The following is a 25,288-nucleotide window of genomic DNA, read 5'->3' on the forward strand; positions in this document are numbered from 1 at the left end:
TCGATCAATTAGAAACCAATGTTCAACGTCAGGGTATATTGCTTTGGAGTAGGCAGTGACACGCCGCCCGACTTGTAGTACTCCGGATCCTGTCCCTTGAGCTTCTTGTCCGAATAGAGGAGGAAGGGATTGGTCACGTTAAGGCGCAGATCCATCGTCTGCAGCCTCATCTTCTTCAGGAAGTCACCGGGCACATGATAGGCTAAAGAGACATTCTTCATGCGCACGAAACTGCCGTCTGCGACCATCATCTGCGAGTAGTTATAGGTATTGTACGCCCTCTCGATGTTCTCCCTGCCCACTTTTCCGATCAGCTCTTGCGACGGAAGCACCGGGACATCCGTCCTTCTCTCGTCTCCGGGGTTGAGCCAGCGGTTGTAGTAGGACTTTGAAAAGACGTTCAGATCACCGAACTCGGGATCGAAAGTGGGGTTCAGCCGGATCTTGTTGCCCGCCTGCATGGTCAGAAAGAACGACAGTTCCCAGTCTTTATACTTGAAGGTATTCGACAGGCCCCCTATCACCTGCGGTTCAATAGGCCCGTAATACAAGAGGTAAGACTTGGCATACTGCGTGTCGAGGAAGTCTGCCCCGGCATTCTTCGCATACTCCCCCTGATTGGAAGGATAGAGTCCGAAGTCGAAAGTCGGCAGACCGTTCTGGTCCAGCCCCTGGAAGTTAAAGGCGAAGAGGGAGCCCCGCGGATAGCCGACAATGTTCCCCCTGCCTCGTCCGGCGACCATGTCGAAGGCATTCGGGGTGTTCAGCAGGCGTGTGATCTTCTGGTTCATGGCACTCAGGGTGAGGCTCGTCGACCACTGGAAGTCCTTGCTGACAATGTTCTTCGTATGCACTCCGAGTTCCACGCCCTGTGTACGCATATCACCGAAGTTGGCGTACTTGTAGTATTCACCTCCTACTCCCGATGTACGGACGAGGTCGATGAGATCGAATGTATTGCGCTGGTAGACATCCAAGGTCGTGCTGATCCGGTTGTCGAACAAGCCCAGTTCCATGCCGATGTTCAGTTCGTACATCTTCTCCCAGGTCAGGTCTCTGTTCTCTAAGTGGAGGATGCTGAGCTTGTTCTCTCTGTCGCCGAAATGGAACCGATTCGCTATCCCGCTCTTATAGACGGCATTGGCATTGACGGCCTCTTCGTTCATCTTCGCAGTCAGACCGTAACTGGCTCTCAGGGCCAGGCGGGAGACGGTCCGATGATCCTTCAGCCATTCCTCCCGGTCCAAGTTCCACTTTCCTCCGACGTTCCAAGTGGGCAGCCACAGTGCACGCGCGCCTTTTCCCGACGTGTTCGATCCTTCGGTATTGACCACGACATTGAATATGTACTTGCCGGCATACCCATAAGTGCCATTGAAAGAGAAGGTGATCCCGCGGTCATTCCGCTTGTGGTAGCTGAAGTAACTGTTCCCTTCATCAATGAGCTTATTGAATATCAAAGGATTGGTATATACCTGACTGCCACGGTCATATTGTATTCCGTAACCCTGGAAAGGATTGGTTGTGCGGACAGCCGAACGCAGCTCCGTGAAGGCGAAAGCCTTCAGGTCGTGTTCTCCCAGCCGCTTGTCAAAGTCGACGGCGATACGTCCCAGAAAACTCTTCAAGGAGGCTTCTGTCTTGTTGAGGATGCCCCCGTGGGTCAGGCCGATCTTCGGTTGCAGCTGCGGATTGTCCTTGTCGTGTATCAAGTAGATGTTCTCTTTGGCCACAAAGGGGTTCTCGTTCGCACGGAAGGCCTGTATGATGTTCGAGCCTTCACGCACCTCGTGCGTCGTGCTCGTATAGGCCTGCCGCAAGGCCACCAAGCCTTTCAGGGCAAGGTCAGGATTGATTCGACAGGTGGCTTCCGACTGTATCTTGAAGTCCAGGACATTGATGTCCATCTTGTTGTTGGCATACTCGTTGAAGATGTTGAAAGGCGCCCAGTTATTGCGATAATACGCCAGATCGCCTTTTTCATCATAAGGGCTCAAAGTCCTGCTCGTACCCAGAGCATACGAAAACGGGTTGATATCGAAGTCGCGTTCAAACACTCCCAAGGTGTTGTTCTTGCGCTGCGGCATCGTTCCCGGTGCTTTCTGCGACCGGATGTTGCCCTGTGCCGTGAGCGTGGCCGTCAGCCAGTCGCTGATATAAAAGGTGTTCTTTACGTTCGCCGTGAAGCGGCTCACCTTGTCGGCTATCGTCCAGCCGGCATCATGATAGAAGCCGAGCGAGGCGTAAGTAGCCGTGCTCTTGCCGCCGCCTGACAGGGTTATCATGTGGTTGGTGGCAGGATTCATCGTGAAGAGGAGGCCGAACCAGTTGGTATTGGCATACTCTCTCTTACGCAGGAAGTCCATCTTTGCCTCGGGCGTATTGGGCAGATAGAAGGTGCCTGTCGCCGGATTGACGGTGCTGACAGCCTTGTATAACTGGTAATAGATACCGCTCCGCCGTCCATACAGCGACTGGGTCACGCCGAAATAGCCCTTGTCATTCATCTCCTGATAGAGCGACATGGTCTCCTGTGAGTTCAGCAGGTCGAAGTCCCCGTACCTCGGTTTCAGACGGATGGAGTTCTCCGTGGAATAAGTCACACGCAGGGGCGACTCCCGTCTGCCTGCTTTCGTGGTGATGACGATCACGCCGTTCAGGGCGCGGGCACCGTAGACGGAGGTGGCGGAAGCATCCTTCAGCACCTGGATGTCCTGTATATCGGCGGGATTCAGACCTGATATTGCCGAGGAGATGAGCGTCACGGCGTCACCGGAGGCGAGCTGGTCGAGGCTGAGGTGCACCAGGTCTTCATACACAGCACCGTCTATCACGTACAGAGGCTGCACGTTTCCGATGATCGAGGCGCCGCCACGGATATTGATGCGAGGGGCCGAACCGAATGTTCCCGATATGCTCTGGATGGACAGACCGGGAACCCGTCCTTCCAGCATCCGCGATACGTCGGCAACGCCTTCCAGCTTGATGTCATCCATCTTGACCGATGTCGCCGCACCGGTATATACCCGGTTGCGGATGTTCTGATAGCCTGTTACGACCACTTCATCGATCTCCCGCGCATCGGCTTTCAGCGTGACGGCCATGTCCTGGCCGTTCACCTTCACCTTCCGGGTCGTCATGCCGATGTAACTCACCTGCAAGGTCTGTCCCTGCGAAGCGTTGATGGCGAAGCGGCCGTCCATGTCGCTCACTGCCTTCTGTTTAGTTTCCATTACCTGTACAAAGGCGCCGATGAGCGTTTCTCCCTGTTCGTTCCTGACCGTTCCAGTGACGGTTCCCGTCGTCTGAGCCGTCAGGGCAACGGCAATGAACAGCAGCAAAAGGGTGAGCAGGGACTTTCGTTTGTTGACAAGTCTGTCTGTTTCTATTATCATGATAGGTCTTTTGATTTTTATATAATACAGGGTTGCATACGAGTCAGAGCTTCAGCAGCAAGCCGCCGTACACGCCTAAGGGATGACCGGCACGCAGTCCTGACGGGTGACGGGATACGAGGTATCGTCTGTTCGTCAGATTGATCGCATTCAGCGTAAGCGTGAGATACTTGTTTACACGCCCCTTCAATGACGCATCCAGAATAAGATGATGCGGAATCTTCTCGCTTTCGGCAATGCGCCCCTGTCCTGCCGTTGTGCGCATGTCACCATTGTACCGTGCCCCGAAATTGGCTTCCAGCCATTTATACTCAAGTCCGATCTGCAAGTTCAAAGCGTGCTTATATATATAAGGTATCTCGTCTCCATAGACGACATGCCCCCAGGCCGAACTGACGAAATCGTTTTTCATCTCCGTATGGGTGTAGGTGTAAGACAGCTGCAAGGGCAGACGGAGGGCGAGATGCTGCGGGACAGGCTGATAATGGAGCATGAACTCCAGTCCATTGACCAGTGCCCTGCCCACGTTGAACTGCTCCAGTGTCCCCTGACCGCCCTGTGCGGCGAGGTCACTCCCCAACATGTTGGAGTAGTTGTTGTTAAACACGATTGCCTCGGCCTTCATCTTCGCGGTGGTGTACCGCAGTCCGGCCTCGACGTTGACGCTGCTCTCCGCTTTCTGATTCAGCGTGACACTTGGAGGCGCGAAGCCCTTATGAAGACCGCCGAAAGCCGACAGTGCCGGCAGGAGCCTGACGTTCACCCCAATGCCGGGCAACAGTGCTCTTGCACGGTTGGAAGTCTCGATGCGCACCATTCCCGTCCGGCGGGGATCGGCCTTGGTGTAGTCTCTCTTCAACAGATCGACGTCTTCGTAGCGCATGCCGGCAGTAAGGGTGACGATCCCTTTCGACCACTTCCCCAGCCAGTAACCGGACCAGGCGTGCGCAGTGGTAATGCGGTTGGCATTGCTTCCGGGAAGCCCCGCCCGAAAGAGCCGCATGCGCCCTCCCTGCATGGAATAGCCATCATCCTGCTGAAAACGGTCTTCGCTGTCAGCGTGATAACGCAGTCCGAGCTCGGCAGTGAGGTATCCGTTCCACAGCATCGTGCGGTATTCTCCCTTCGACTGGATGCCTCGCGAGCGGTAGACACGGTGGTTGGCACGCAGCATCAGAGCCTCGCCCATGTAGTCGGCCTGACCGGTCACAATATCAAAATAGGATTTGTTTGTCTCGGGATCGGCCAATACCGCATCAATGGAACGGCGCTCGCCTTTGGTGTTCCCCACCCTTACCTCGTTGAGTTTATACCAGTTACGAAAAAAGTAATTATAGTATAAGTCGGTCGTGATCTTGAGTTTCCTCGGCGACTCTATGACGTAGGTCGCCACCCACTGGGTATGTCTCGTCTTGAGGTTGTCCTTCTGTGCTCCGGCGTAACGAAAATACGGGCGGAGTGCGAAATCGTGTTCGGTCAGACCGAGATAAGTCTCGTCTGAGGTCTCATTGGCAAAGCCGAACTTCAGTTCAAACAGGTGGTTGATTCCTTCCTCATGACGGGTCTGGGCCGAAAACTTAGCGATGATGTCATTGCGTCTGAATCCGGTCCGCTCGTTCGGAACGTCCTTCCGGAATCCATCGGACTGGTAACGCAGATACTCGATAAGGAATCCGGTGTACTTGAAGCGGTTGCCTACGCCGAGGTAGGACTTCAAGGTGTTGTAGCTGCCATAGGATGCGTTCGCCTTCAGACTGAACTTGGAAGGGATGGGAGTAGACACCATATTGATGGCGCCGCCCGTCGTGAAAGGACCGTATTGCACCTGACTGCTGCCCTTCAGGACCTCAATGGCATACATACGGCCCGCATTCGGGAAGTAATAAGCGGCAGGGGCGGCATAGGGAGCAGGGGCGGCCAGCACGCCGTCCTCCATCAGGGTGATACGCTCACTGCGCTCGGCTTTGGTTCCCCGAAGGCTGATGTTCGGGCGAAGACCATATCCGTCCTCTTCGTAGACATTCACCCCCGGCACGCTCTTGAGCATGCGGTTAATATCGGTGTAACCGAACTTCACGATCTCGGCAGGAGAGATATAATAAGCCGAACCTGTACGGTTACGGGCTTCAAACTTGCTCCCCAGCATCTGGTTGGAGCGTACAATCACTTCGGTCATCCTATGCACCGAGTCCGTCAAGGCACTCTTCCCTGCTGCCTGCAAGCTGTCTTGCGCCTGGGCACACATGCCCATCGGTGTCAGAGCAAACAGCAGCGACAACATCGGTCTTGTATTATAAAACATAATAAAGGTTATCAACCATATAGCAACCCACGCATCGGGTTGAGAATCCGGAGATTCATCTTTTATGACAGCCAAGCATCAGCATGTCACGGCCTGTAGATAAGTTGCTTATATCTTGTTTGTAAATTCTCTGCAAAGGTAATACGTCTTGCCCATTTCCACAATACCTATTTGTAAGTATTTTAAATGATGCCTTCATTCAAAATGAAGCCGTCATCGTAACTTCCCGCCCTTCCCAAACGCCTCGGAAAAGAGGGGGGATGTCTCCCCGAATGCAGCCCGTGTCCACTTCAAAACCCACAATTCAGAATCATGATCGCCCTCCCTCTAACGCTCTGTCTGCGGACAGACGAGGGGATGCGGTTCTGAAAGCGTGTAAGCACCATGTTGCCTTTATCGGTTCTTCCGTTAAATGTGCAGATGGGAAATGGAACAAAGGCTTATACGCTTGCAGGGCATGGCCGTCCAGAATCAGAGGGTCTTACAAAGGAGGATAGACTACAAGGTAAGATGCAGGAAAGGCAGATTGATACGATGCCTGTCCATCGGCAGGTCTTTCCGTCTTCTACAGACAACCTGTTCCCGTATTATCGGCATTTGTAAACTGTTTTCATGCAGTGCAAAGCAGCACATGCCCTTCTGGCTTCTAAAAGAGGCCTGACTGGCCTGCAGCAGGTGCTCCTTCAGCGTGTTATCAACGCCCTTTTGAAGCCCAATCAGGCACCTTTTACGAACAGCTTAATAACCGATTGATTCACTGCCGGTTGCAGACCTGCTTTTTGCACGTGTTTTTCATATTTGCAGATGAATTGTTTGAAATTATGTAATGGTTTTTCAAAACCTTTTCTGTATTTACAACGTATTAAAATGAAAAGTTTTTGTATCGGAGGAGGATAACAGAATGGACAGCTGATGGTCCCGGCTATGTTTTTATTTAGTGATTAACTTCGGATCTTCCGTTAAAGCCATACGGAAAGCATCCGCGCATTGAACGGAAGCACCCTTTTATTTTCGGCTCTTCAGGAATCTGGAGTGATGAGGTCTGCTCCGTGCGTTGACGACCTTGATGAACCGTCACACAGAGGCAGGGAGTGAACTCCGCCGATGTCAGGTCACTTCAGCAGAGTCATCTTGTGCAGCATGGAATTGTAGAAGTCGGCTGTGACGCACCTGCCCCGCAGGGAACGCACACGCGGCATATTGCGGAAGAAGTCATCCTCCGACCTGTACCAGCCGTAACGGGCTATCTCATGCGCCTGTGCGAGCGTGGCTGCCAGTCTGCCGGCAGCGGACGGGTTGACGGAAGAAAGGTAGCATTTGCCGTCCTTCATCTCCAGTGCCAGTACCAGACAGTCTGCGGGCTGCTGCGCCTCCCGTGCGTGCAGGTCACGGGTGTTGACGGAGACGGTGACGTGTCTTCCAAAACGCCGGTTGATCTTTTCCATCATGCTGCGGAAGATGACACCATGCGGAGAGGTGTCTTTCAGTCCCGTGTAGGCAATGGAATAGTGAATCATCTCATGGATGAGCACATCGTCTGTCTGCTCTTCCGTGAGTTCATAATAAGTTGAGACGGAAAGGGTGTAGTCGTAGTATTTTGTGCGCCCCAGGCTTGTCTTCCGTCTGCATGCCATCTGTCCCAGACGGGTTCTGGCACGCGACCATCTCAGCCGGGGGACAGGAAGCCGTCCGTCGAAGATGAGGGCATTGTATCTGTTGAAGCGTTCAAGCAGGCTTCCTCTCTCCGGCGTTCCGCTTGCATCGGGCCGGGAAGAGGAGTCCTGACGGCATATCTTTGAGAAAGAGGACATCGAGACGGATCTGTTTTTGAAAAGGGTGGTGCTATAGGTGGAACCTGTAGCCCAAGGTTATGGCGAAGGTACTGTTCATCACTTCTTTGTCATCGGGATCGTTCGTGTCGGCAATCTTCGTGACTCCCCACAGATAACGGGCATCCAGCTCTATGTTCTTGTAGTTATAGGAAACTCCTATGGGAATGGCAACGGCATCTTTGTGGAACTCTTTTCTTATGTTCCGGTCATAATCGCCGAACCTGACAGTCCCATTGATTTTCGTTTCCTGTTTCGCTTTCATGTGAGCACTTGCCAGGTGATCCCATTGTGCTCCGAGCCTCAAGGCCAGTCCTTTCCACACATGAGCCTGTACGGTTACAGGTACGCTGATGTAACTAAGATGGATTCTGGGACTGGTGAGATAGAAGTAGCCCGGGCTGGTGTCCCGGTCGAAATCAATGTGTGCATTCTTACCCGTGACGATACGCAGGGTGCTTCCGGCAGGACCGGTATAAATTGTTTCTTGGTCTGGAGTCTGGGTGAAGGTCGTCAGCATGACTGCGTTCTCCCTGGCTCCCTGCATGCTGTAGAAGAGTCCTGCAGAGAGGGAAAAGGTCCGGCTGAGGCTGTATTCGAGATCTGCACCGGCGATGAAGCCGGCTTTGGGACCGTACTGGTCGTGGATGGGACAACAGGCGAAGTCGGAGACTGTCATGCCGATACGTGGTGTCAGGGTCAGTCTGCCGCGACTGTTCTGTGCTGCTGCAGTCCAAGGCATGACAAGTGCCGCTGCAAGATAGGCGAGCTTCTTCATTGTTTTGGATGTTGGATAATATCAGTATATGGACTTCTTGAGAATTTATACAGTCTTTGCTGATGATGCTGCAAAGTTAGAAAATAAAATTGTAAAAGCAAAGGCCGGTATGTGTTTCCCATGGGCAAGGACGTGTTATAAACAACAAAGGCAGGCTTTCCAGCCTGCCTTGATGGGGACTTCTGTCCTTGCCTGATGGAACATCGGGTATGCCTTTTGGCTGATGGAGCAGAGGTCAGCCCTGTATAAGTGTCAATGTATAGAGGTACACCACGGCTGCCGGTATCGCCATGAGCGACGAGTCGAAACGGTCGAGCATGCCGCCGTGTCCCGGCAGGATCTTCCCGCTGTCTTTGATTCCGAGTGTCCGCTTGAAGAGGCTTTCGACGAGGTCGCCCCATGTGCCGAATACCACCACGACCAGCCCCAGCCCCATCCAGGCGGGGATGCCCAGCAGATGAGGGACAGCCCCCGTATTGGCGAGACAGCCGATGACGGCTGCCACGATGAGTACGAGGATGCCGCCTCCGATGCTTCCCTCCCAGCTCTTCCCAGGGCTGATGCGCGGGAAGAGCTTGTGCCTGCCGAAGAGCGATCCGCTGAGGTAAGCCCCGGTATCATTCGTCCACAGGAAGACGAAGACGCTCAGAGGCAGCAGGAAGTCGAAGGTCGTCTGTCCCAGTCCGTTCTGCTGGAAGGCCAGGACGTTGATCAGCGAGAAGGGCAGGGCGATGTACAGCTGTCCCAGCATGGTGTATGCCCAGCTGTTGACAGGATTCTCGTTCTTCAGGTACAGCTCCGCCACGAACAGGTAGATCAGGGTCAGCACGTAAGGGACGAATACGACGAACCCCTCTGCGGGTGTCAGCCGCAGGACGGCAGTCGACAGGAAGAAGCAGATTCCTGCAATGGTGGAGATGAAACGGTTGACCTTCACCCCTTTGATGCTGTTTGCCAGCCCTGTGTATTCCCACAGGGTCGCTCCCGTGATGAGTGCGAAGAGGGCAATCAGACCGTAAGGGTGCAGGATGCCCAGCACCATGACGACGACGAAGACGATGCCTGTGGCGGCTCTGACCATCAAGTTTTTCTGTTTATCGCTCATAACTGTACGCTAATTTATAGATCACTGGCTTTGTCGCTTCCTTCCCGTGCCACACGCGCTTCGTGCTCGGCCTGGGCTTTCTTCACCTCCTCCGGCATATCCTCGAGCCGGGGCTGCGCCTTCTCCTGCTGTTCAAGCAGCTCCTGCGTGCGGCTGACCCAGGGCCGTCTGCCGAAGATCCTCTCCACATCCTCCGCCATGATGACCTCCCGGTCGACGAGGAGCTGTGCCAGCTGGTTGTGTCCTTCCCGGTGCTCGGTCAGGATCTGCTTGGCACGCGCATACTGTCCGTTGATCATCTTCAGGACTTCTTCGTCGATGGTCTTGGCCGTCGTGTCAGAGTAAGGCTTCTGGAAGCTGTACTCATCGTTGTTGTAATAGCAGATGTTCGGCAGCCTGTCGCCCATGCCGGCATAGGCGATCATGCCATAGGCGCTCTTCGTCGCCCGCTCGAGGTCGTTCATGGCTCCTGTTGAGATATGGCCCGTGAAGAGCTCTTCCGCCGCACGGCCTCCGAGCAGCGAGCACATCTCGTCGAGCATCTGTTCCTTGGTGGTGATGGGGCGTTCTTCCGGCAGATACCATGCCGCACCGAGCGCCTGGCCGCGCGGGACGATGCTCACCTTGACCAACGGATCGGCATGCTCGCAGAACCAGCTGATGGTGGCATGGCCGGCTTCGTGGATGGCGATGGTGCGCTTCTCCTCGGCTGTCATCACCTTCGTCTTCTTCTCCAGACCGCCTACGATACGGTCGACGGCATCGAGGAAGTCCTGCTTCGACACGTCCTTGCTGTCGTGGCGGGCCGCGATGAGGGCCGCCTCATTGCAGACGTTGGCAATGTCGGCGCCCGAGAAGCCCGGCGTCTGGCGTGCGAGGAGATCGATGTCGAGGTTCCTTTCCAGTTTCAGAGGACGCATGTGGACCTGGAAGATCGCCTTGCGCTCGGTGAGGTCGGGCAGATCCACGTGTATCTGCCGGTCGAAGCGTCCGGCACGGAGAAGCGCCTTGTCGAGCATGTCGACACGGTTGGTCGCCGCAAGGACGATGACGCCGGAATTGGTCCCGAAGCCGTCCATCTCGGTCAGGAGGGCGTTGAGGGTATTCTCCCGTTCGTCGTTTCCGCCCATGGCGGGATTCTTGGAGCGGGCACGTCCCACGGCATCGATCTCGTCGATGAAGATAATGCAGGGGGCTTTCTCTTTGGCCTGCCGGAACACGTCGCGCACACGGCTCGCACCGACACCGACGAACATCTCCACGAAGTCGGAGCCGCTCATGGAGAAGAACGGCACCCCCGCCTCGCCGGCGACGGCCTTTGCCAGGAGGGTCTTGCCCGTTCCCGGAGGGCCGATGAGCAGCGCCCCCTTGGGGATCTTGCCGCCCAGGTCGGTATATTTCTTCGGGTTCTTCAGGAACTCGACAATCTCCTGCACCTCCTGCTTGGCTCCCGTCTGTCCGGCTACGTCCTTGAAGGTGATGCCCATCTCATTGGCTTTCTCGTAGAGCTTGGCCTTCGACTTTCCTACATTGAAGACCCCGCCGGCACCGCCGGCACCGCCGCCCATGCGCCGCATGAGGAAGTACCAGATGCCGAAGAACAACAGCCACGGAGCAATGGAGCCGAGGATGTCGAGGAGGGTGTTGCCCGACTTGTTCTCGTAGCTGTAGCTGGCGATCTTCTTCTGTTGCACGGCCTGGTCGAGGAAGCTCTCCACCTTGTCTACCGAACCGATTTCTACGGTCACGTACGGAGCTGTCCCCACCTCCTGCGTCCCCTGCTTGAAGATGTCGCGGATGTGGTCGGGGCTGACGTACATGCGGAGGGTGTTGGTGCTCTTGTTGACAACCACCTTCGTACCATACCCTTTGGCAACGTATTGCTTGAAGGTGGTGTAGTCTCTTTCTACGCCGGCGCTTGCGGACATCAGTCCGTTCCCTCCGGCAAAGAACACCACTCCGAGGGTAATGATGACGAATATGTAGAGCCAGTTCATGTTGAACTTCGGCATATTCGGCTTGTTGTTGGGAGTTGATTTGTCCATTTCTGAGGTCTGAATTTTTGGATATGAAAAGGTCGATTACCGGGTATCAGCATCAGTCTACGTCGGCCAGCCGGGTCAGCCGGGCATCTTCCCAGAGGTGCTCTATGTCGTAGAACGCACGTGTCTCCGGGAGGAAGATGTGGACGATGACATCCACATAGTCGATTGCCACCCACTGGTTGTTGCCAAGTCCCGCGCAGTTGACCGGTTTCTCGCCGGTGGTCTCGCGGACGTAATCGCTCACCGATTCGGCAATGGCTTCTACCTGCTGCGGGGAGTTGCCCTGGCAGATGACGAAACAGCGGCAGATGGTACCGTCGATCGCAGACAGGTCTGCAATAACTATGCCATGTCCTTTTTTGTCTTGGATGCCTTTCGTGATCAGTGCTATTAAATTCTTTGTTTCTTCCATTCAGCTACATTATTACATAGGAACTGCAAAGGTAGCGTAAAACGGATGAAGCACAAAATAAATTTGTTTTATTTTGCAAATCGCAGGAGACTGACATATCGTGGAGTTTCCTGTCAGCATACCGGCACGACGAGACCTGCCCGCTCTCCGTGTCTTCCATGCGACCTCTTCCGCTTTCTCCTTCAGCACATCCCGCTCTGTCCTTCCGCGGAGAAGACCGTCCCCGTTCCGTCTAAAGCGGGAAAACCGACAGCGGTGATGTCCCCGCCTGCCGTATAAGACTTCGGCCCGCAGGGCTCTTCCGCCCTGTCCGTGCTGCACACGGAGACGAGACGGCAGAACGGTGCGGACTTTCCGGTCTATGGAGGCCATACGGCGGAGCGCTGTCTGACGGCAGGCGGCATGCCGTGCCGTTACGGCTCACGGTAGCTGTCGAGCTTTGCCAGATAGAGCCTTTTGAAGTCGGACCACCTGTAATAGAACGGCGTGGCGGTGGCCGGCAGCGGCATTGTCGCCTCCTCTTCGTTGAGCAGTGCCTTGACAAGAACGTCGGCATGGGGCCGTCTGGGGTTCCTGTAGAAGACGAGCTGGATATTGGCGGCCATCGGGAAGATGCGCGAGCCTATCCAGCCTTTTGCCTCAAGGCTGTCGACACAGAACACCTGTATGCCGCTGCTGTTGAGGTCGAGCAGGCAGGTCAGCGGCATGACCATTGTCTCGTGCCCGAAGCGGAGCGTGGCACCGGGACGGGACAGGGCAAGGCACGAATCGGCCGTGGTGATGATGTTGCGCAGCAGGTTCCGCTGCGAGAAAGGCTGTGTGCCGCCGTTCTGGGGCGCACCGCCATAGTGCAGATACCACCAGATGTTGGCACGCTGCCAGAGCCGGTACCGTTCGTCGGGGGTAAAGAGGCTGTACAGCGACAGCGAGTGGCGTATCTCTGAGTTCTGGACGATGCCTGCCAGACTGAAGAGGTCGTGTGCCAGCTGCGGCGCGTCGATGTTCCGGCCGGCATAGGCCGTGTCTGTAAAGAGCCGTGACAGCAGGGGGCGGCAGTCCAGATGCTGCCCGTCCCATTCCTTCATGGTCGTCTTCACCTCGTCATTCTCTTTCTGCCGGGCGAGTTTCTCGTCGGAGAGGTTCATGTAGTACATGTCATGTTCGCTGGCATCGTGGCGGATCTGCAGCCGGGGATTGCAGCGGAGCAGCTCCTGCAGTTCGTTCTCCATGGAGAGGATACAGCGGATGACGACCGTCGAGCGGGCGTCTATCCACACCGGGCCGCTGAAGACGGAGGGGAAACGCTCGTACATCCGCCGTGCGATCCGGCGGTGCTGCTCGGCTCCCAGGGGTGTCAGCTCGCCCCACCTGTTGTACGATTCTGCCAGCATCCGGCGTATCTTCGCAGCCGCATCCCTGCCGGCATCGGTGAGGACACCTGCCGAGTCGGCACGTTCCAGCACCCGCAGGGGGCGGATATACTGCTCCTTGCGGATGAGGTAGCGGGATCCGTGCCGTCCGTAGTGGGAGATGTAAACCGGGACATAACCTGCCGGAGGCGGCGTGAGCCTGCCGGACGGTGCCGGATAGGCAAGGTAGTTGCTGGCCGAAAGTTCCGGCTGTGCGTCAATCTCCTTTCTGAACGACTGTGCAGAAAGGTACAGCGACGGCAGAAAAGACAGCAGGAACAGTAAAAGCCTCACCCCCAGCCCCTCTCCGAATGGAGAGGGGAGTGGAATGTACCGTCTACTGAGGAAGGATTGGAAGGGGAATAGAAGCCTCACCCCCGACCCCTCTCCGAATGGAGAGGGGAGTGAAATGTACTGTTTACTGTGGAAGGATATGAAATGGGACATATAGTTTACTGTGGAAGGATATGAAATGGGACATACCGTTTATTGGAGAGGGATTTGGAATGAAATGGAATGTTTACCGAGGAGCGGCAAGAAATGTACCGTTTACCGTGGAAAGGAGCAGCAGGCACGGTGGGGAGCCCCGGTGTCCACTCCCCTCTCCATTCGGAGAGGGGCTGGGGGTGAGGCTGTATGCCGTTTATTCATCCTCCTGGAACAGCGGATCCTCGGGCACGACCATCACCGGCTTCTGCTGTGCGGCTTTCAGGATGTCGGCCGGGACATACTTGTTGTCGACCACCAGCCGGAAGGTATACTCGTTGAACCAGCGGTCGGTCATGATCAGGCAGCCCTGCTGTCCGTAGGCAGCCCCCCAGGAGTTCTCCACCTTCCACTTCTTCGGCCGTCCGTTCTCGTCGAGGTCTACCGCCGTGAGTGTCATGGCATGGGTGGATCCGCTGTCGAAGGTGGCGATACGGTCGGCCTTGTCCATGGGGAACGTCGTTCCGTAGAGCATGCCGTAGTCATAGTTGTCCACGTCCAGGAAGCCCCGTTTGCGGTCGAGCTGCTTGCCCACGTCATAACTGGTGTACATCTTCGTCGAATCCTTCAGCGAGGCGATTGCCATCCGGGCGATTGCCTCCATCGGGAGGTTGACGTATCTCCAGTTGTGCCCGTCGTAGGTATGCCGGTCGTATTCAATCTCGTAGGTCTTGTAGTAAGGACGGCGCGGGTCGTTCATTGCCATGATGAAAGTCCCGTTGATCGGCCCGCCCACGGTCTCCTTGTAAAACTCCTGCGGCGTATAGGTCTTTGCCTGTCCGATCTGCTTCCCGTTCTTGTCCTTGAAAGCGTAAGTGAAGCTCTTCACCGGCTCGCCTAACGAGAGTGTCAGGATATGGTAGATGCCGGCGAGCATCTCCGTCTTGCGAGCCTTGACGGCGGCCTTCGGCTTCTTCTCTGCCACCATCTTACGCAGTTCCAGACCGTATTCGCGCAACTTCGACGATACGATTTTCGCCATGCGGGAGGTGTTCTCGGCCGAGTAGGTCTCCGGCATCGCCTCCATCGGCACGACACCGTATTTCTCGGCAAGGTCGGACAGACCGCAGAACGTGCCGCCGTCGCTGATGGGATTCTTGAAGAAGAACTGCACACGCGGGTCGTCCAGGGGCTTCCCGGCATTGTCGATCACGTTCTGCAGCATCAGGTTCGCCTTCTCCAGCTGGTCGTAGAACGAGAGATACACGTGCGAGTACACCACCTTCAGCGTGTCCTTGTGCTGCCGGGCGAATTTGGAGCGCAGCACGTTCAGGCCGGTGAAGAGCCAGCAGCGTCCCGAGCTCTTCTGGTCCTGTATGCTCTGCTTCGGCGTCTCCACGCTGAAGTAGGTGTCCACCGGCCCGGCATTGCGGAAATTGCGCGCCAGATCGTCAATGGAATTTGTCGCAATGGCGTTTGCCAATGCACGGTCGGCCGCGGTCAGTCCGTTCTTCCGGATCTGCTGCAGCATCTGCCGGTCGATACCGCCCTCCCCCGTCTGTGCCTGGAGCGTGAGTGCAAGTCCCAACAGACCGCCGGCAATCAAGATGTTTCTTTTCATTGTTTTCGTTTTATATTTATAAGGTAAAGGATTGTCATTCTCCATGATGCAGCAGCATACGGCTGGCTTCATGTCCCCAGTGCAAATTTAGATAAAATTCCCGAACTACGGCCCGGTCGGGTGAAGAAAATGCTTTTTCTTTAGAAGAAAGACAGGAGAAAGACGGTGCTGTTTTTCCGACACTTCCGCAGGAACGGCGGAGCGGACAGAAGGTCTCTCCGCTGAACACATAGACCGGAAATGAAGACCGCCCGGCATTCCCTTCCCCGGACGTTCTTTCCCTCCCTGCACCGGATGCGTTTCGGCCGCCGTGTCCGCTGCCGCGCTGTGCGGGGCAGGCTCTCCGCTCTCGGCCTGCCCGGAAGTGTCCTGCTGACAGGTAAAATCCCGCAGAGGCACGGTCCGGCGACCGACGCCGCGAAGCTAAAAGGCCTCACGGTATTTGTTTTCGTCTTTGTCTTCCAGCATGGAAAGATAGCTGTTGTACCGGCTTTCGGCGATATAGTGCTCCTCCACCGCTTTCCTCACGGCACAGCCCGGCTCGTGCGTGTGCGTGCAGTTGGAGAAGCGGCAGTCCTTTGAGAACTTGAAGATCTCGCGGAAGTAGCTTGTCAGTTCTTCCCGCTCTACGTCGAATGTCCCGAAGCCTTTTATGCCCGGCGTGTCAATCAGATAGCCGCCTCCCGGCAGCTCCAGCATCTCGCTGAACGTCGTGGTGTGCATCCCCGTATTGTGTGCATCGGAGATGTCTGCCGTGCGGAGGTTCGCATGGGGCAGGAGGGCATTGATGAGCGTCGACTTCCCCACACCGCTGTTGCCGCTCAGCAGCGTGACCCTGCCGTTCAGCAGCGGCTTCAGCTTCTCCACGCTGAAGGCATCGGCAGGGGCAGCGCTCGCCTGCACCTCCACACACGGATAGCCGATGGTCTCGTAGAGATTCATCACGGCATGCTGATAACGCAGTTCGTCACCCGAAAGCAGGTCATGCTTGTTGAACACCAGCGTCACAGGAATGCGGTAGGCCTCTGCCCCGGCGAGGAAACGGTCGACGAAGACGGTGGAGGTCTCCGGATAGTTCACCGTGACGACTAAAAACGCCTGGTCGATGTTGGCAGCGATGATATGGCTCTGCTTCGACAGGTTGGGCGACTTGCGGATGATGTAGTTCCGCCTGTCTTCTATCTCCGTGATGAAAGCCGTCCCCTCCCGGTTGGGCGTGATGACGACGTAATCGCCGACCGCCACCGGGTTGGTTGAGCGAATCCCCCTCAGCCGGAAGTTGCCCTTTATCTTGCTGTCTATCGTCTGGCCGTCCTCGGTCTTTACCGTGTACCAGCTTCCTGTGTTCTTGATTACTAAACCGCGCACTGTTTTAAAAGTAAAAGAGTAAAAAGTAAAAAAATAAAAGGGGGGAGAGGATAAAAAGGAAAAAGGTAAAAAAGTAAAAAGATAAAAAGGTAAAACGATAAAAGGATAAAGCGGTAAGAAAGTAAGGTGGCAAACGGTAAAAGGCAAGAGAAAGGCGGGATAAAAGAGTATGGGGACGTGATTTGATGGATAAACCTTGACAGGGGCAGTCCTCTTTTTCAGACGCCTGCACCCGCCTCCTTCTTTCTTTTCGACTTTTTACTGTTTACTTTTTTACTTTCTTACTGTTTACCATTTTACGTTCTTACCTTTTTGCTTTTTCATTCAGACGGTCATGATTTCCTTCTGCTTCTCGTCCAGCAGCGCATCCACCTGTTTGATATACTTGTCGTGGATCTTCTGCAGATCGTTTTCAGCATCCTTCTCATTGTCTTCCGAAAGGCCGTCCTTGATGGCCTTCTTCAGCTTGTCCTTGATGTCAGAGCGGACGTTGCGGATCTCCACCTTGGTGCGTTCGCCGATTTTGTTGCACTGCTTCACCAGCTCCCGGCGGCGTTCCTCGGTCGGCTGCGGCAGGTTCAGGCGGATCATCTCACCGTTGTTCTCCGGTGTGATGCCCACATCCGAATCCATGATGGCCTTCTCAATGTCTTTGATGGCCTTCCTGTCCCAAGGCTTGATGGCAATGGTACGCGCATCGGGCACCATGACAGTAGCAACCTGGTTCAAAGGAACTTTTGAACCGTAAGAATCAACCCGCACACCATCGAGGATGGCTACGTTTGCCCTGCCGGCACGGATGCGCTGCAACTCATCACCGAGATACATCGCCGCCATTTCCATGCGCTCGCCGGCATCTTTTAATGTCTGCTTTACGTCTAACATATCAATCGTACTGTTAATTTTATCTGCTACAAAAATAATTATAATTTTGTTTTCATACAACATTTTGCGCTTATTTCTTTGCAAATACCGTTCCGCCGCCCTTTCTTTCCCGCATCCGGCTCGTCCGTCTTTCCAGGAAGCTGCCGGGAAAGAAGAGGCTGCCGGCAGGATCTGCAGCCGTCGTCAGCAACGATTGAAAACAAGTACCTGACCCGTCAACCAAGTCAAAAACAAGACGGAAAGCGGTCGGCCCAAAACACGAAACGGCACGCCCCCGGACATGAGCCGGCAGGGAATCCTGTTCCCGACCGGTCGGGAACAGGATTCCCAATCGGTCGGGAGCAGGATTCCCGACCGGCTGGGAACAGGATTCCCGGCGGCCGGGAACAAAATACGCTGTCGGATGTCTTTAGCCGGAACCGGATGGCTCAGCTCCTGCCGGCAGGATGCGGCATGCACCTGACCGGTGAGGCGCATCCGCACGCGCTGCGGGAAAGAGCCGTCCGACAGGTTCATTGCTTGATGCCGATGGCATCCAGGATACCCTGTATCTCGCTGCCGATGCCCAGCACGTGATCCATCACACCGTCCTTTGCTCCCCGCACCATGTAGCGGGCGCAGTCGCCTTCGAGTTTCCCGATGCGCTGCCGTTCGGCCACGGTGTAATCGTGCCGGGCTATTTCACGACGTATCCTGCCGAACTTCGTCACGGCCTTCTTCCACTTCTTCGCAGTGTAATACTGACTGTTGTCACGCAGCTCATACGAGAAATTCTGGAGGTCGTTGATTGCCGACTCACGTGTAGCACAGGAACTTACGGAGATGGTCGCCGCGAAAAGGGCAAGTCCCGCAAACACTTTCTTCATCTGGTTTCTCATTTTCATAACTTCTAATTCAACTTCTGTCAGCTCCCGGTCCGCCACGGGAAACGGCCTGTTCCGAGAGGACGGCCGTGCCGGACCACCGGAATCCCGCAGGGGAGAGACAGGGCAAAAGTAGGAAATAATAATGGATCCCACCATAAATCGCCGCCCTTCTTTTCATTCTTTTTCTACTTTTTAACTACCTTTGCACCATGATTTTTTCAGCGGTTCTTCTCCAATGGTTCAAGGAAAACGGACGCCCGCTGCCCTGGCGGCAGACGGACGACGCCTACGCAATATGGCTCAGCGAGGTCATCCTGCAGCAGACGCGCATTGCGCAGGGAACGGCCTACTGGGAACGGTTCATGGCGCAGTGGCCCTCCGTCGATGACCTGGCCGCCGCAACGGAAGACGAGGTGCTGAAGGCATGGCAGGGACTGGGCTATTACTCCCGGGCGAGGAACCTCCATGCCGCCGCCCGGCAGGTGGTCGGGAAGGGGGGCTTTCCCCGCACCTTCAAGGAACTGAAGACCCTGAAGGGCGTAGGCGACTATACGGCCGCCGCCATCGCCTCCTTCGCCTTTGGAGAACCTGTCGCGGTGGTGGATGGCAATGTCTACCGTGTCCTCTCCCGTTACTTCGGCATCGATACCCCGATAGACTCTACACAGGGGAAGAAGGAGTTCCAGGCCATGGCGCAGTCGCTCATTCCACACGGCGAACCGGCCGACTACAACCAGGCCATCATGGACTTCGGAGCCATACAGTGTACACCGGCATCCCCGAGGTGTGCCGCCTGCCCGCTGTGCGAGACGTGCATTGCTTTCCGTGAGCACCGTACCGAGGGGCTGCCCGTGAAAAGCAAAAAGGTGAAACAGCGGGAACGCCGTTTCACCTATTTATATATAGAACATCAGGGACATATTGCCATTCACCAGCGGGGGGCCGGAGACATCTGGCAGGGACTGTGGGAACTGCCGCAGGACACGCACCTCACGTCGCCCGATGCCGCCGGATGGGAGGGGAAGGCAAGGCTGCTGAAGAAAGGGGTGAAGCACGTGCTGACCCATCAGGTCATCCTTGCCGACCTCTATCTGTGGGAGCCGCATACACGCCCCACGCTGCCCGAAGACTTCATCTGGGTGACACGAGACGAACTGCAGACCCATGCCCTGCCCCGGCTGACAGAAATCCTGCTTGCAGACATACCGGCCGACTGACTCCGAAGACGGCAGCGTGCCGTCATGCAGCAGCCGGTGCCGGGAAGCTACCTCCCTGCAAGAGCCGTCGTCCGGGAAATGTATCAAAGAGGCTGATGACGTGCTCAGGCCGGAAGAGAACCGGTTTTGACTTTCTTCACTGAGGGAGGCGACGATGCTATTTCTTCCCGAAGTCGCCTTCGATGCGCAGCCGGTGGGCGACAAGGAACGGAAAGACGCAGACCGCCATCACGATGACGAAGAACCATCGGTAACCCACCGCCTCGGCCAAAGCGCCGGCAAACAGCCCGGGAATCATCATCGAAAGAGCCATGAAGCCCGTGCAGAGAGCATAATGGCTCGTCTTGTGTTCACCCCGGCTGAAATAGATCATGAAGAGCATATAGGCACTGAAGCCGAAACCATAACCGAAGTTCTCGATGAACACCGCCGCCCCGACGGCGAAGACACTCGACGGAAGCCGGTAGGCCAGATAGACATAGGCGATGTTGGGCAGCGTGATGGCAGCCGTCATCGGCCACAGCCAGCGGCGCAGACCGTCGCGGCTGACCATCATTCCGCCGATGATGCCGCCTGACAGCAGGCCTGCGACACCCACGATGCCGTTCACCGTACCGAACGCTATCTCCGTAAGAGCCAGTCCGCCCTTCGCCTGCGGAGTCTGGAGGAAGAGCTGGGAAATCGGCATGATCAGTGCTTCGGGCAGCCGGAAGAGAAGCAGGAAACAGATGGTCGTCAGCGCCTGTTCCTTCTGGAAGAACGATACGAAGGTCTGGCCGAAATCGTGCAGCAGCCGGCGGGCAGACAACCGTTCCCGGTCTGCATCCTCCTGCGGACGGGGGAGGATGAAGCGGTGATAGAGTGCCAGACCGATGAAAAGCGCCGTCAGACCGTAGAACACCAGCGACCACGTCCACTGCACGTCAAACTCCCGATGCAGGAAACCGGCAAGCGCAATCAGGCCGCCCTTGCCCACGACCATCGAGATGCGGTAGAATGTAGAACGTATGCCCACGAAGAAGGCCTGGTCGTGCGGATTGAGCCCCATCATATAAAAACCGTCGGCCGCCACGTCGTGCGTCGCGCTGCTGAAAGCCAGCAGCCAGAAGAAGCAGATGGTCCCCTGAAGCCACAGCGACGTGTTGACCGTGAAGGCCACACCGGCGAAAGCCGCGCCGACAAGCAGCTGCATGACGACGATCCACCAGCGCTTCGTCTTCACGAGGTCGAGGAACGGACTCCACAGCGGTTTGATGACCCACGGCAGATAGAGCCACGAGGCGTAGAAGGTGATCTCGCTGTCGGAGAGTCCCAGCTGCATATACACCTGGATGGACAACACGGTTACAGCGATATAGGGCAGCCCCTCGGCGAAATAGAGCGAGGGAATCCATGCCCATGGGCTTGTCTTTCTTCCTGTCTTCAATGTTTGTTGCGTATTTGATTTCCGTACTCCAGACCGCCGGGAGGATGACGGACACCGTGCAGGCAGCCTGCCTTCCTGCCGGAAAGGGCCTCAGCCCCTGATTCGTGAATATCCTCCGGCGATTTTTCAAGCAACGGCAAAGATACACAAAATTAATGAGACAGGACAGAGATAGGTGTTATATTTGAGGTTTGAGATTTGAGGTTTGAGATTTGAGGTTTGAGATTTGAGGTTTGGACTTTGAGGTTTGAGGTTTGAGGATTGAGGATTGAGGCTTGAGGTTTGAGATTTAAATTTTGCACTTTAAGGATTGAAGATTGAACTTTGAGGTTTGAGGTTTGAGGATTGAGGTTTGAGGATTGAGATTTAAATTTTGCACTTTAAGGATTGAAGATTGAACTTTGAGGTTTGAGGTTTGAGATTTGAGGTTTGAGGTTTGAGGTTTGAAAATAGAGAATTGGACTTTGCACTTTGAGATTTGAAGTTTAAGGATTAAGACTTAAGATTTATGATATGCTTTCATCTGCTCCCCGGGCAGGGGAAACCCGGTGTCTACTCCCCTCTCCATTCGGAGAGGGGCCGGGGGTGAGGCTTTGTTTTTCACCTCACCTGCACCCTCACTCCGACGCTGAGATTAAATCCCGTGGGCTTGTCCTTGTATATATCCTCGACGGCACTCCCATTGTTGAAATGCCGGCTCACGCCCGGTTCGACATAGACACTGACCTCCCTGCCGAACCTGTACTCCGCACCGAGGGCGGCATTGACGGAGAAGACCGGACGGCTTTCCTTCACGGGCGTGCGCTCCCCGCCGGCGGACAAGTCCTCCGCCGTCTGCCGGCTCTCTCCTTTCACGAGTTTCTCTATCTCGCCGCCCGCCGTCGCATAGACATGGACTTTCCCTTTCCTGACGAGGCTGTAACTCGCCCCTACCGGCAGACCGACATAATGCAGATGCTGCTCCACGGTATGGCTGCTGCCGTTCCTGTTATAAGTGAACTCTGAAGAATGCCGGCTGTAGCTGACACCGGCCAGCAGGCTCCACCGGTCGCTGAGGGCGTATTTTGCCGACAGGCCGAACTTGACCGGCTGCCGGTGCTTCGTATGTGTCCGTGTCTCATCCGCCCTTATCGTCTGGTTCCGCACGTTCACTCCGGAGAACTCCGGTCCGTAGCTGCCGTAAGGGTCGGCCGTCGCCAGCATCATCCCTCCCCCGTCGGTACTTGTCCCCGCAGTACCGCTGTAAGAAGTCCCGATGCTGAACCGGGACGGACGCATGCCGTCACGGACATACGCCCCACCTCCTGTACGGAAGCCTGCGCCGGCAGGGTTCTTCTCTCCTTCCGAAGGCCGCTTCCCGGGCTGCCGGACTGCCGGCAGACCGCTGTCCGTCCCTCCGGGCTGCTCCGTTCCGCTGTCCGGCTGCGGCGGCCGGACTGCCGTGGCGGCGGTGGCTTCTCCCTGCTCCCGGTCCTCCCGGAGACGAGACGACCCGCAGGAAGCCGCCCCTTTCTCCCCACTATAAGACAGACTGGCAAAAAGTCCGTACGCTGATGCCTGCTCCGGCATTCCCCCGCTCATGGCGGTGCGTGCCCCGGCAGGATGCCGCACGGCAGGATCCGTCTGCCCCGGACGTGCCGGAACAGCCGCCGTCCTGCCGTCCGTCTGCGGCGATACGGGAGACTGTCCGCCGAACCTGCTGCCTATATACAGGACCATTGCAACAACGGCGGCGGCAGAGGCTGTGCGGCGGATCCACATCGGAACCGTCATCGCCTTCTGCCGCACCGGACGCACGGGAGCTGTTCCCCGGCGTTCCATCTCTTTCCGGATGTCGTCGAGAAGTCCTCTGGGTGCTTCCTCGCCGCATTCTCCGTGCAGGCGCGTCCGCAGTCTGTCAAGCCACTCTTCCTTCATACTTCATGTCCTTGTCTGTTCAGGTCCTTCAGCATTCCCGCAAGCAGATTCCTCGCTTTATGGAACTGCGATGCGGATGTGTCGGGTCTGATATTGAGCATTTCCGCTATTTCCTTATGACTCTTCCCTTCTATCGCAAACAGGTTGAAGACAGCCCTGTAGCCCGGCGGCAGCCTGCGGATGGCGTCGGTGATCTGCGTGATGGTCAGGCCGTCCGTCTCCGGCCCGTCGTCCGTGCTGTCAGGCAGGTCGATGTCCTTGTCCACGAAGAGTTCCGTATTATGGTCCCGGAGAAAGCGGAGCGATTCGTTGACGACGGTCCGGGTGAGCCATGCCCTCAGAGAGCCTTTCCCTCTGTACTCAAAGGAATGTATGCCGGTGAAGATTCTGATGAAAGCCTCCTGCAGCACGTCGTGCAGGTCCTCCCGGTTGCCGATGTAGCGCAGGCACACCTGTGCCAGATAATCGGCATACGTGCCATAGAGCTTGTCCATGGCACGGTCATCACCCTTGGCGAAAAGGCTCAAGATATGCTGCTCTTTATTATTCCCAAACAGTCTCATTGGTCATCAGGAGATCACGCTCCCCGAAGGCTCGTTCTGTCTATTTACGGCTTTTGTATTTGAAGGTGACGCTTTTCATGCCCGAGAACGACTGCCACTTCAGCGTGAGGTCGACGGTCTTCCCCTGCGTGTCGGGCAGGTCGTTCAGCCTGAATGCCACGAGTCCGTCGCGGATGAAGCCTCTCGTGTCGCCTGCGGCATTGTGGTGAAGCACCACCTCATAGGGCTTGTCCCCCTTGACGAGGTTCACGATATGCTTCTTCCCGTTGCCGTAATAAGTGCGGAAGCGCAGGGTGAGATAGCCGTCCTCGACGACCGTCGTCCAGTCCTTGACGATTTCCACCGGATCCTTTCCGTACTTCTCGTCGTTCTTCTTCCCGAAGCTCTGCGCCATGTTCTTCGTGAGGAGGGTGTCAATCCTGTTCACGTACACGCTCTTGGAGTAGTGTCCGCTCTGTCCGTCCTGCACCCGGATGTTCGTGAGCGCACGCACCTCCCTGTTCCCGTAGGGCGAAGTCTTCATGTTCGTCGGAAGGAGGGTCGTCTCGTCGTCCAGCTGGAAATACACCTGTCCGGTGGAGCTGTTGGTCTTGATGGTGACAAGTGCGTTCGGATAATTGACGGAGTTGTCCGTGTCGTCATCGTTCAGGCACGACTGCACGGACAGCGTCCCCAGCAGTACACCCAGCACAATAAGATAATTGAAAAAACGCTTCATTTTCTTTCCTCCATGATTTTATGTTGCAAATTTACAAAATATTTCTGACGTATGTACCGTTCCCGCCTTCCGTCATTATCCGCCTCCGCACCGGACGGCCTGCGAGCCTCTGGAGATGCGGCTGCGGCAGCACGTCGGACCGGGCGGAATCCTGTCGGGTATTGCCTGCATTGCAACCAAGGCCTGATTGAGATGCAACCAAGGCCTGATTGAGGTGCAATCAAGGCTTACTTGGGACGCAACTAAGCACCTTTCCGAAAGGTTTCCATAACACATTGATAGTCAAACGCCTGACAGGGCCGTTTCCCCAGCACCTGCGCCCGGTGCTCCGGCAAGGCTTCCGGCGGCGGCGGACAGGGAAGGGTGGATGTACCCGTTCCCCGTCCGGCAGAGGCAGGCGGCCGCTCCGGTCAATTCACGGTGACGGTGACCGTCCCGGCCAGCTTGTCCTTGTCAAGCACGCTGACGGTGGTCGTTCCCTTCTTGACACCCTTTACCGTGACGGCGGCATCCTTTACCGTCGCCGTGGCGATCCGCTTGTCCCTGACCGTCACCGTATAAGGTGCTTTCCCCGACTTGACGGTGAACATCCCCTCCTTCCCGGCGTCAATCTTCAGTTCGGTCTTGTCGAAAGCGAGGGGCTTCGCCACGGTGACGGCGACAGTCGCCGTCTGCCGGTTCTTGTCGGTGACGATGACGGAGGCCTTGCCCTCCTTGACACCCGTGACGGTGACGGTATTCTTGTCGGCCTTCGCCGTAGCTGTCTTTTCGTCGGTCGATTTTACCGTGAGGGGCTGTGCGGCGTTGGCGACGGCCACGCTGGCCGTGGCACCGGGTGCGACCATGATTCTGTCGGCACTGAGCCGCAGCCCATTGCTCCTGTTGTTGTCATTGTCCTTGTCGCAGGACGCGAACACTGCTGCTCCCAGGCAGCATGCCGCCACCGTCATTGTCTTGAAGATTGTTTTCTTTTCCATTTCGTTTTTAAATGCTTGTTTTCAGTTTT

18 protein-coding genes are annotated in these 25,288 nt (G+C 56.1%); 1 reads left to right on the plus strand and 17 read right to left on the minus strand.

The genetic code is table 11. The annotated features are described in order from the left end of the window. Nucleotides 1-8: 8 nt before the first annotated feature. The 12 genes from HMPREF9141_RS02580 to HMPREF9141_RS02640 form a co-directional block, all read right to left on the minus strand. Nucleotides 9-3,395, minus strand: coding sequence for a SusC/RagA family TonB-linked outer membrane protein (locus tag HMPREF9141_RS02580; RefSeq protein ID WP_007366884.1), 3,387 nt, complete (start codon nucleotides 3,393-3,395; stop codon nucleotides 9-11). A gap of 43 nt (nucleotides 3,396-3,438) precedes the next feature. Continuing rightward, complete coding sequence (locus HMPREF9141_RS02585) at nucleotides 3,439-5,697, minus strand: TonB-dependent receptor family protein (RefSeq protein WP_040554160.1); 2,259 nt, start codon at nucleotides 5,695-5,697, stop codon at nucleotides 3,439-3,441. 1,112 nt (nucleotides 5,698-6,809) lie between these two features. Then, nucleotides 6,810-7,508 carry a SprT-like domain-containing protein gene (locus HMPREF9141_RS02590; RefSeq protein ID WP_040554162.1) on the minus strand — a complete coding sequence of 233 codons (699 nt, stop codon included), beginning with the start codon at nucleotides 7,506-7,508 and terminating at the stop codon, nucleotides 6,810-6,812. A 31-nt stretch (nucleotides 7,509-7,539) separates the two neighbouring features. Continuing rightward, nucleotides 7,540-8,304: a porin family protein gene (locus tag HMPREF9141_RS02595; RefSeq protein WP_007366888.1), complete on the minus strand. Its 765-nt coding sequence runs from the start codon at nucleotides 8,302-8,304 to the stop codon at nucleotides 7,540-7,542. Between the two features lie 235 nt (nucleotides 8,305-8,539). Then, nucleotides 8,540-9,409 (minus strand): phosphatidate cytidylyltransferase, encoded by an 870-nt coding sequence (locus tag HMPREF9141_RS02600; RefSeq protein ID WP_007366890.1) that lies wholly within the window; start codon nucleotides 9,407-9,409, stop codon nucleotides 8,540-8,542. A gap of 14 nt (nucleotides 9,410-9,423) precedes the next feature. After that, nucleotides 9,424-11,454, minus strand: a complete 2,031-nt coding sequence (gene ftsH, locus HMPREF9141_RS02605) for an ATP-dependent zinc metalloprotease FtsH (protein ID WP_007366891.1) — start codon at nucleotides 11,452-11,454, stop codon at nucleotides 9,424-9,426. 52 nt (nucleotides 11,455-11,506) lie between these two features. Further along, nucleotides 11,507-11,866, minus strand: a complete 360-nt coding sequence (gene rsfS, locus HMPREF9141_RS02610; RefSeq protein WP_007366892.1) for a ribosome silencing factor — start codon at nucleotides 11,864-11,866, stop codon at nucleotides 11,507-11,509. A 413-nt stretch (nucleotides 11,867-12,279) separates the two neighbouring features. Beyond that, complete coding sequence (locus HMPREF9141_RS02615; protein ID WP_007366895.1) at nucleotides 12,280-13,722, minus strand: histidine-type phosphatase; 1,443 nt, start codon at nucleotides 13,720-13,722, stop codon at nucleotides 12,280-12,282. Nucleotides 13,723-13,918: 196 nt separating this feature from the next. Next, nucleotides 13,919-15,322, minus strand: coding sequence for a C1 family peptidase (locus tag HMPREF9141_RS02620; protein WP_040554382.1), 1,404 nt, complete (start codon nucleotides 15,320-15,322; stop codon nucleotides 13,919-13,921). Between the two features lie 423 nt (nucleotides 15,323-15,745). Next, nucleotides 15,746-16,690 (minus strand): ribosome small subunit-dependent GTPase A, encoded by a 945-nt coding sequence (gene rsgA, locus HMPREF9141_RS02630; RefSeq protein WP_040554167.1) that lies wholly within the window; start codon nucleotides 16,688-16,690, stop codon nucleotides 15,746-15,748. A gap of 324 nt (nucleotides 16,691-17,014) precedes the next feature. Further along, the gene (gene frr / locus HMPREF9141_RS02635; RefSeq protein WP_040554169.1) at nucleotides 17,015-17,575 is read right to left on the minus strand and encodes a ribosome recycling factor; all 561 of its coding nucleotides are present in this window, start codon (nucleotides 17,573-17,575) and stop codon (nucleotides 17,015-17,017) included. A 512-nt stretch (nucleotides 17,576-18,087) separates the two neighbouring features. Continuing rightward, nucleotides 18,088-18,441, minus strand: coding sequence for an outer membrane protein assembly factor BamD (locus HMPREF9141_RS02640; protein WP_370991926.1), 354 nt, complete (start codon nucleotides 18,439-18,441; stop codon nucleotides 18,088-18,090). Between the two features lie 209 nt (nucleotides 18,442-18,650). Between HMPREF9141_RS02640 and mutY the strand changes: the two genes are divergently transcribed. After that, nucleotides 18,651-19,658, plus strand: a complete 1,008-nt coding sequence (gene mutY / locus HMPREF9141_RS02645) for an A/G-specific adenine glycosylase (RefSeq protein ID WP_007366902.1) — start codon at nucleotides 18,651-18,653, stop codon at nucleotides 19,656-19,658. Between the two features lie 157 nt (nucleotides 19,659-19,815). Here the strand turns inward: mutY and HMPREF9141_RS02650 are convergent, their stop codons facing one another. The 5 genes from HMPREF9141_RS02650 to HMPREF9141_RS02670 form a co-directional block, all read right to left on the minus strand. Next, nucleotides 19,816-21,084, minus strand: a complete 1,269-nt coding sequence (locus HMPREF9141_RS02650) for an MFS transporter (RefSeq protein ID WP_007366904.1) — start codon at nucleotides 21,082-21,084, stop codon at nucleotides 19,816-19,818. A gap of 600 nt (nucleotides 21,085-21,684) precedes the next feature. Continuing rightward, nucleotides 21,685-23,001 (minus strand): porin family protein, encoded by a 1,317-nt coding sequence (locus HMPREF9141_RS02655; protein ID WP_007366906.1) that lies wholly within the window; start codon nucleotides 22,999-23,001, stop codon nucleotides 21,685-21,687. Further along, nucleotides 22,998-23,564, minus strand: coding sequence for an RNA polymerase sigma factor (locus HMPREF9141_RS02660; protein WP_007366907.1), 567 nt, complete (start codon nucleotides 23,562-23,564; stop codon nucleotides 22,998-23,000). The genes HMPREF9141_RS02655 and HMPREF9141_RS02660 overlap by 4 nt, the downstream gene beginning before the upstream one ends. A gap of 40 nt (nucleotides 23,565-23,604) precedes the next feature. Further along, nucleotides 23,605-24,282 (minus strand): NigD1/NigD2 family lipoprotein, encoded by a 678-nt coding sequence (locus tag HMPREF9141_RS02665; protein WP_007366908.1) that lies wholly within the window; start codon nucleotides 24,280-24,282, stop codon nucleotides 23,605-23,607. Nucleotides 24,283-24,692: 410 nt separating this feature from the next. After that, nucleotides 24,693-25,259 (minus strand): Ig-like domain-containing protein, encoded by a 567-nt coding sequence (locus HMPREF9141_RS02670; protein WP_007366910.1) that lies wholly within the window; start codon nucleotides 25,257-25,259, stop codon nucleotides 24,693-24,695. Between the last annotated feature and the right edge of the window lie 29 nt (nucleotides 25,260-25,288).

It is taken from the genome of Prevotella multiformis DSM 16608, assembly GCF_000191065.1.
In the GTDB taxonomy this organism is placed as follows: Bacteria; Bacteroidota; Bacteroidia; order Bacteroidales; family Bacteroidaceae; genus Prevotella; species Prevotella multiformis.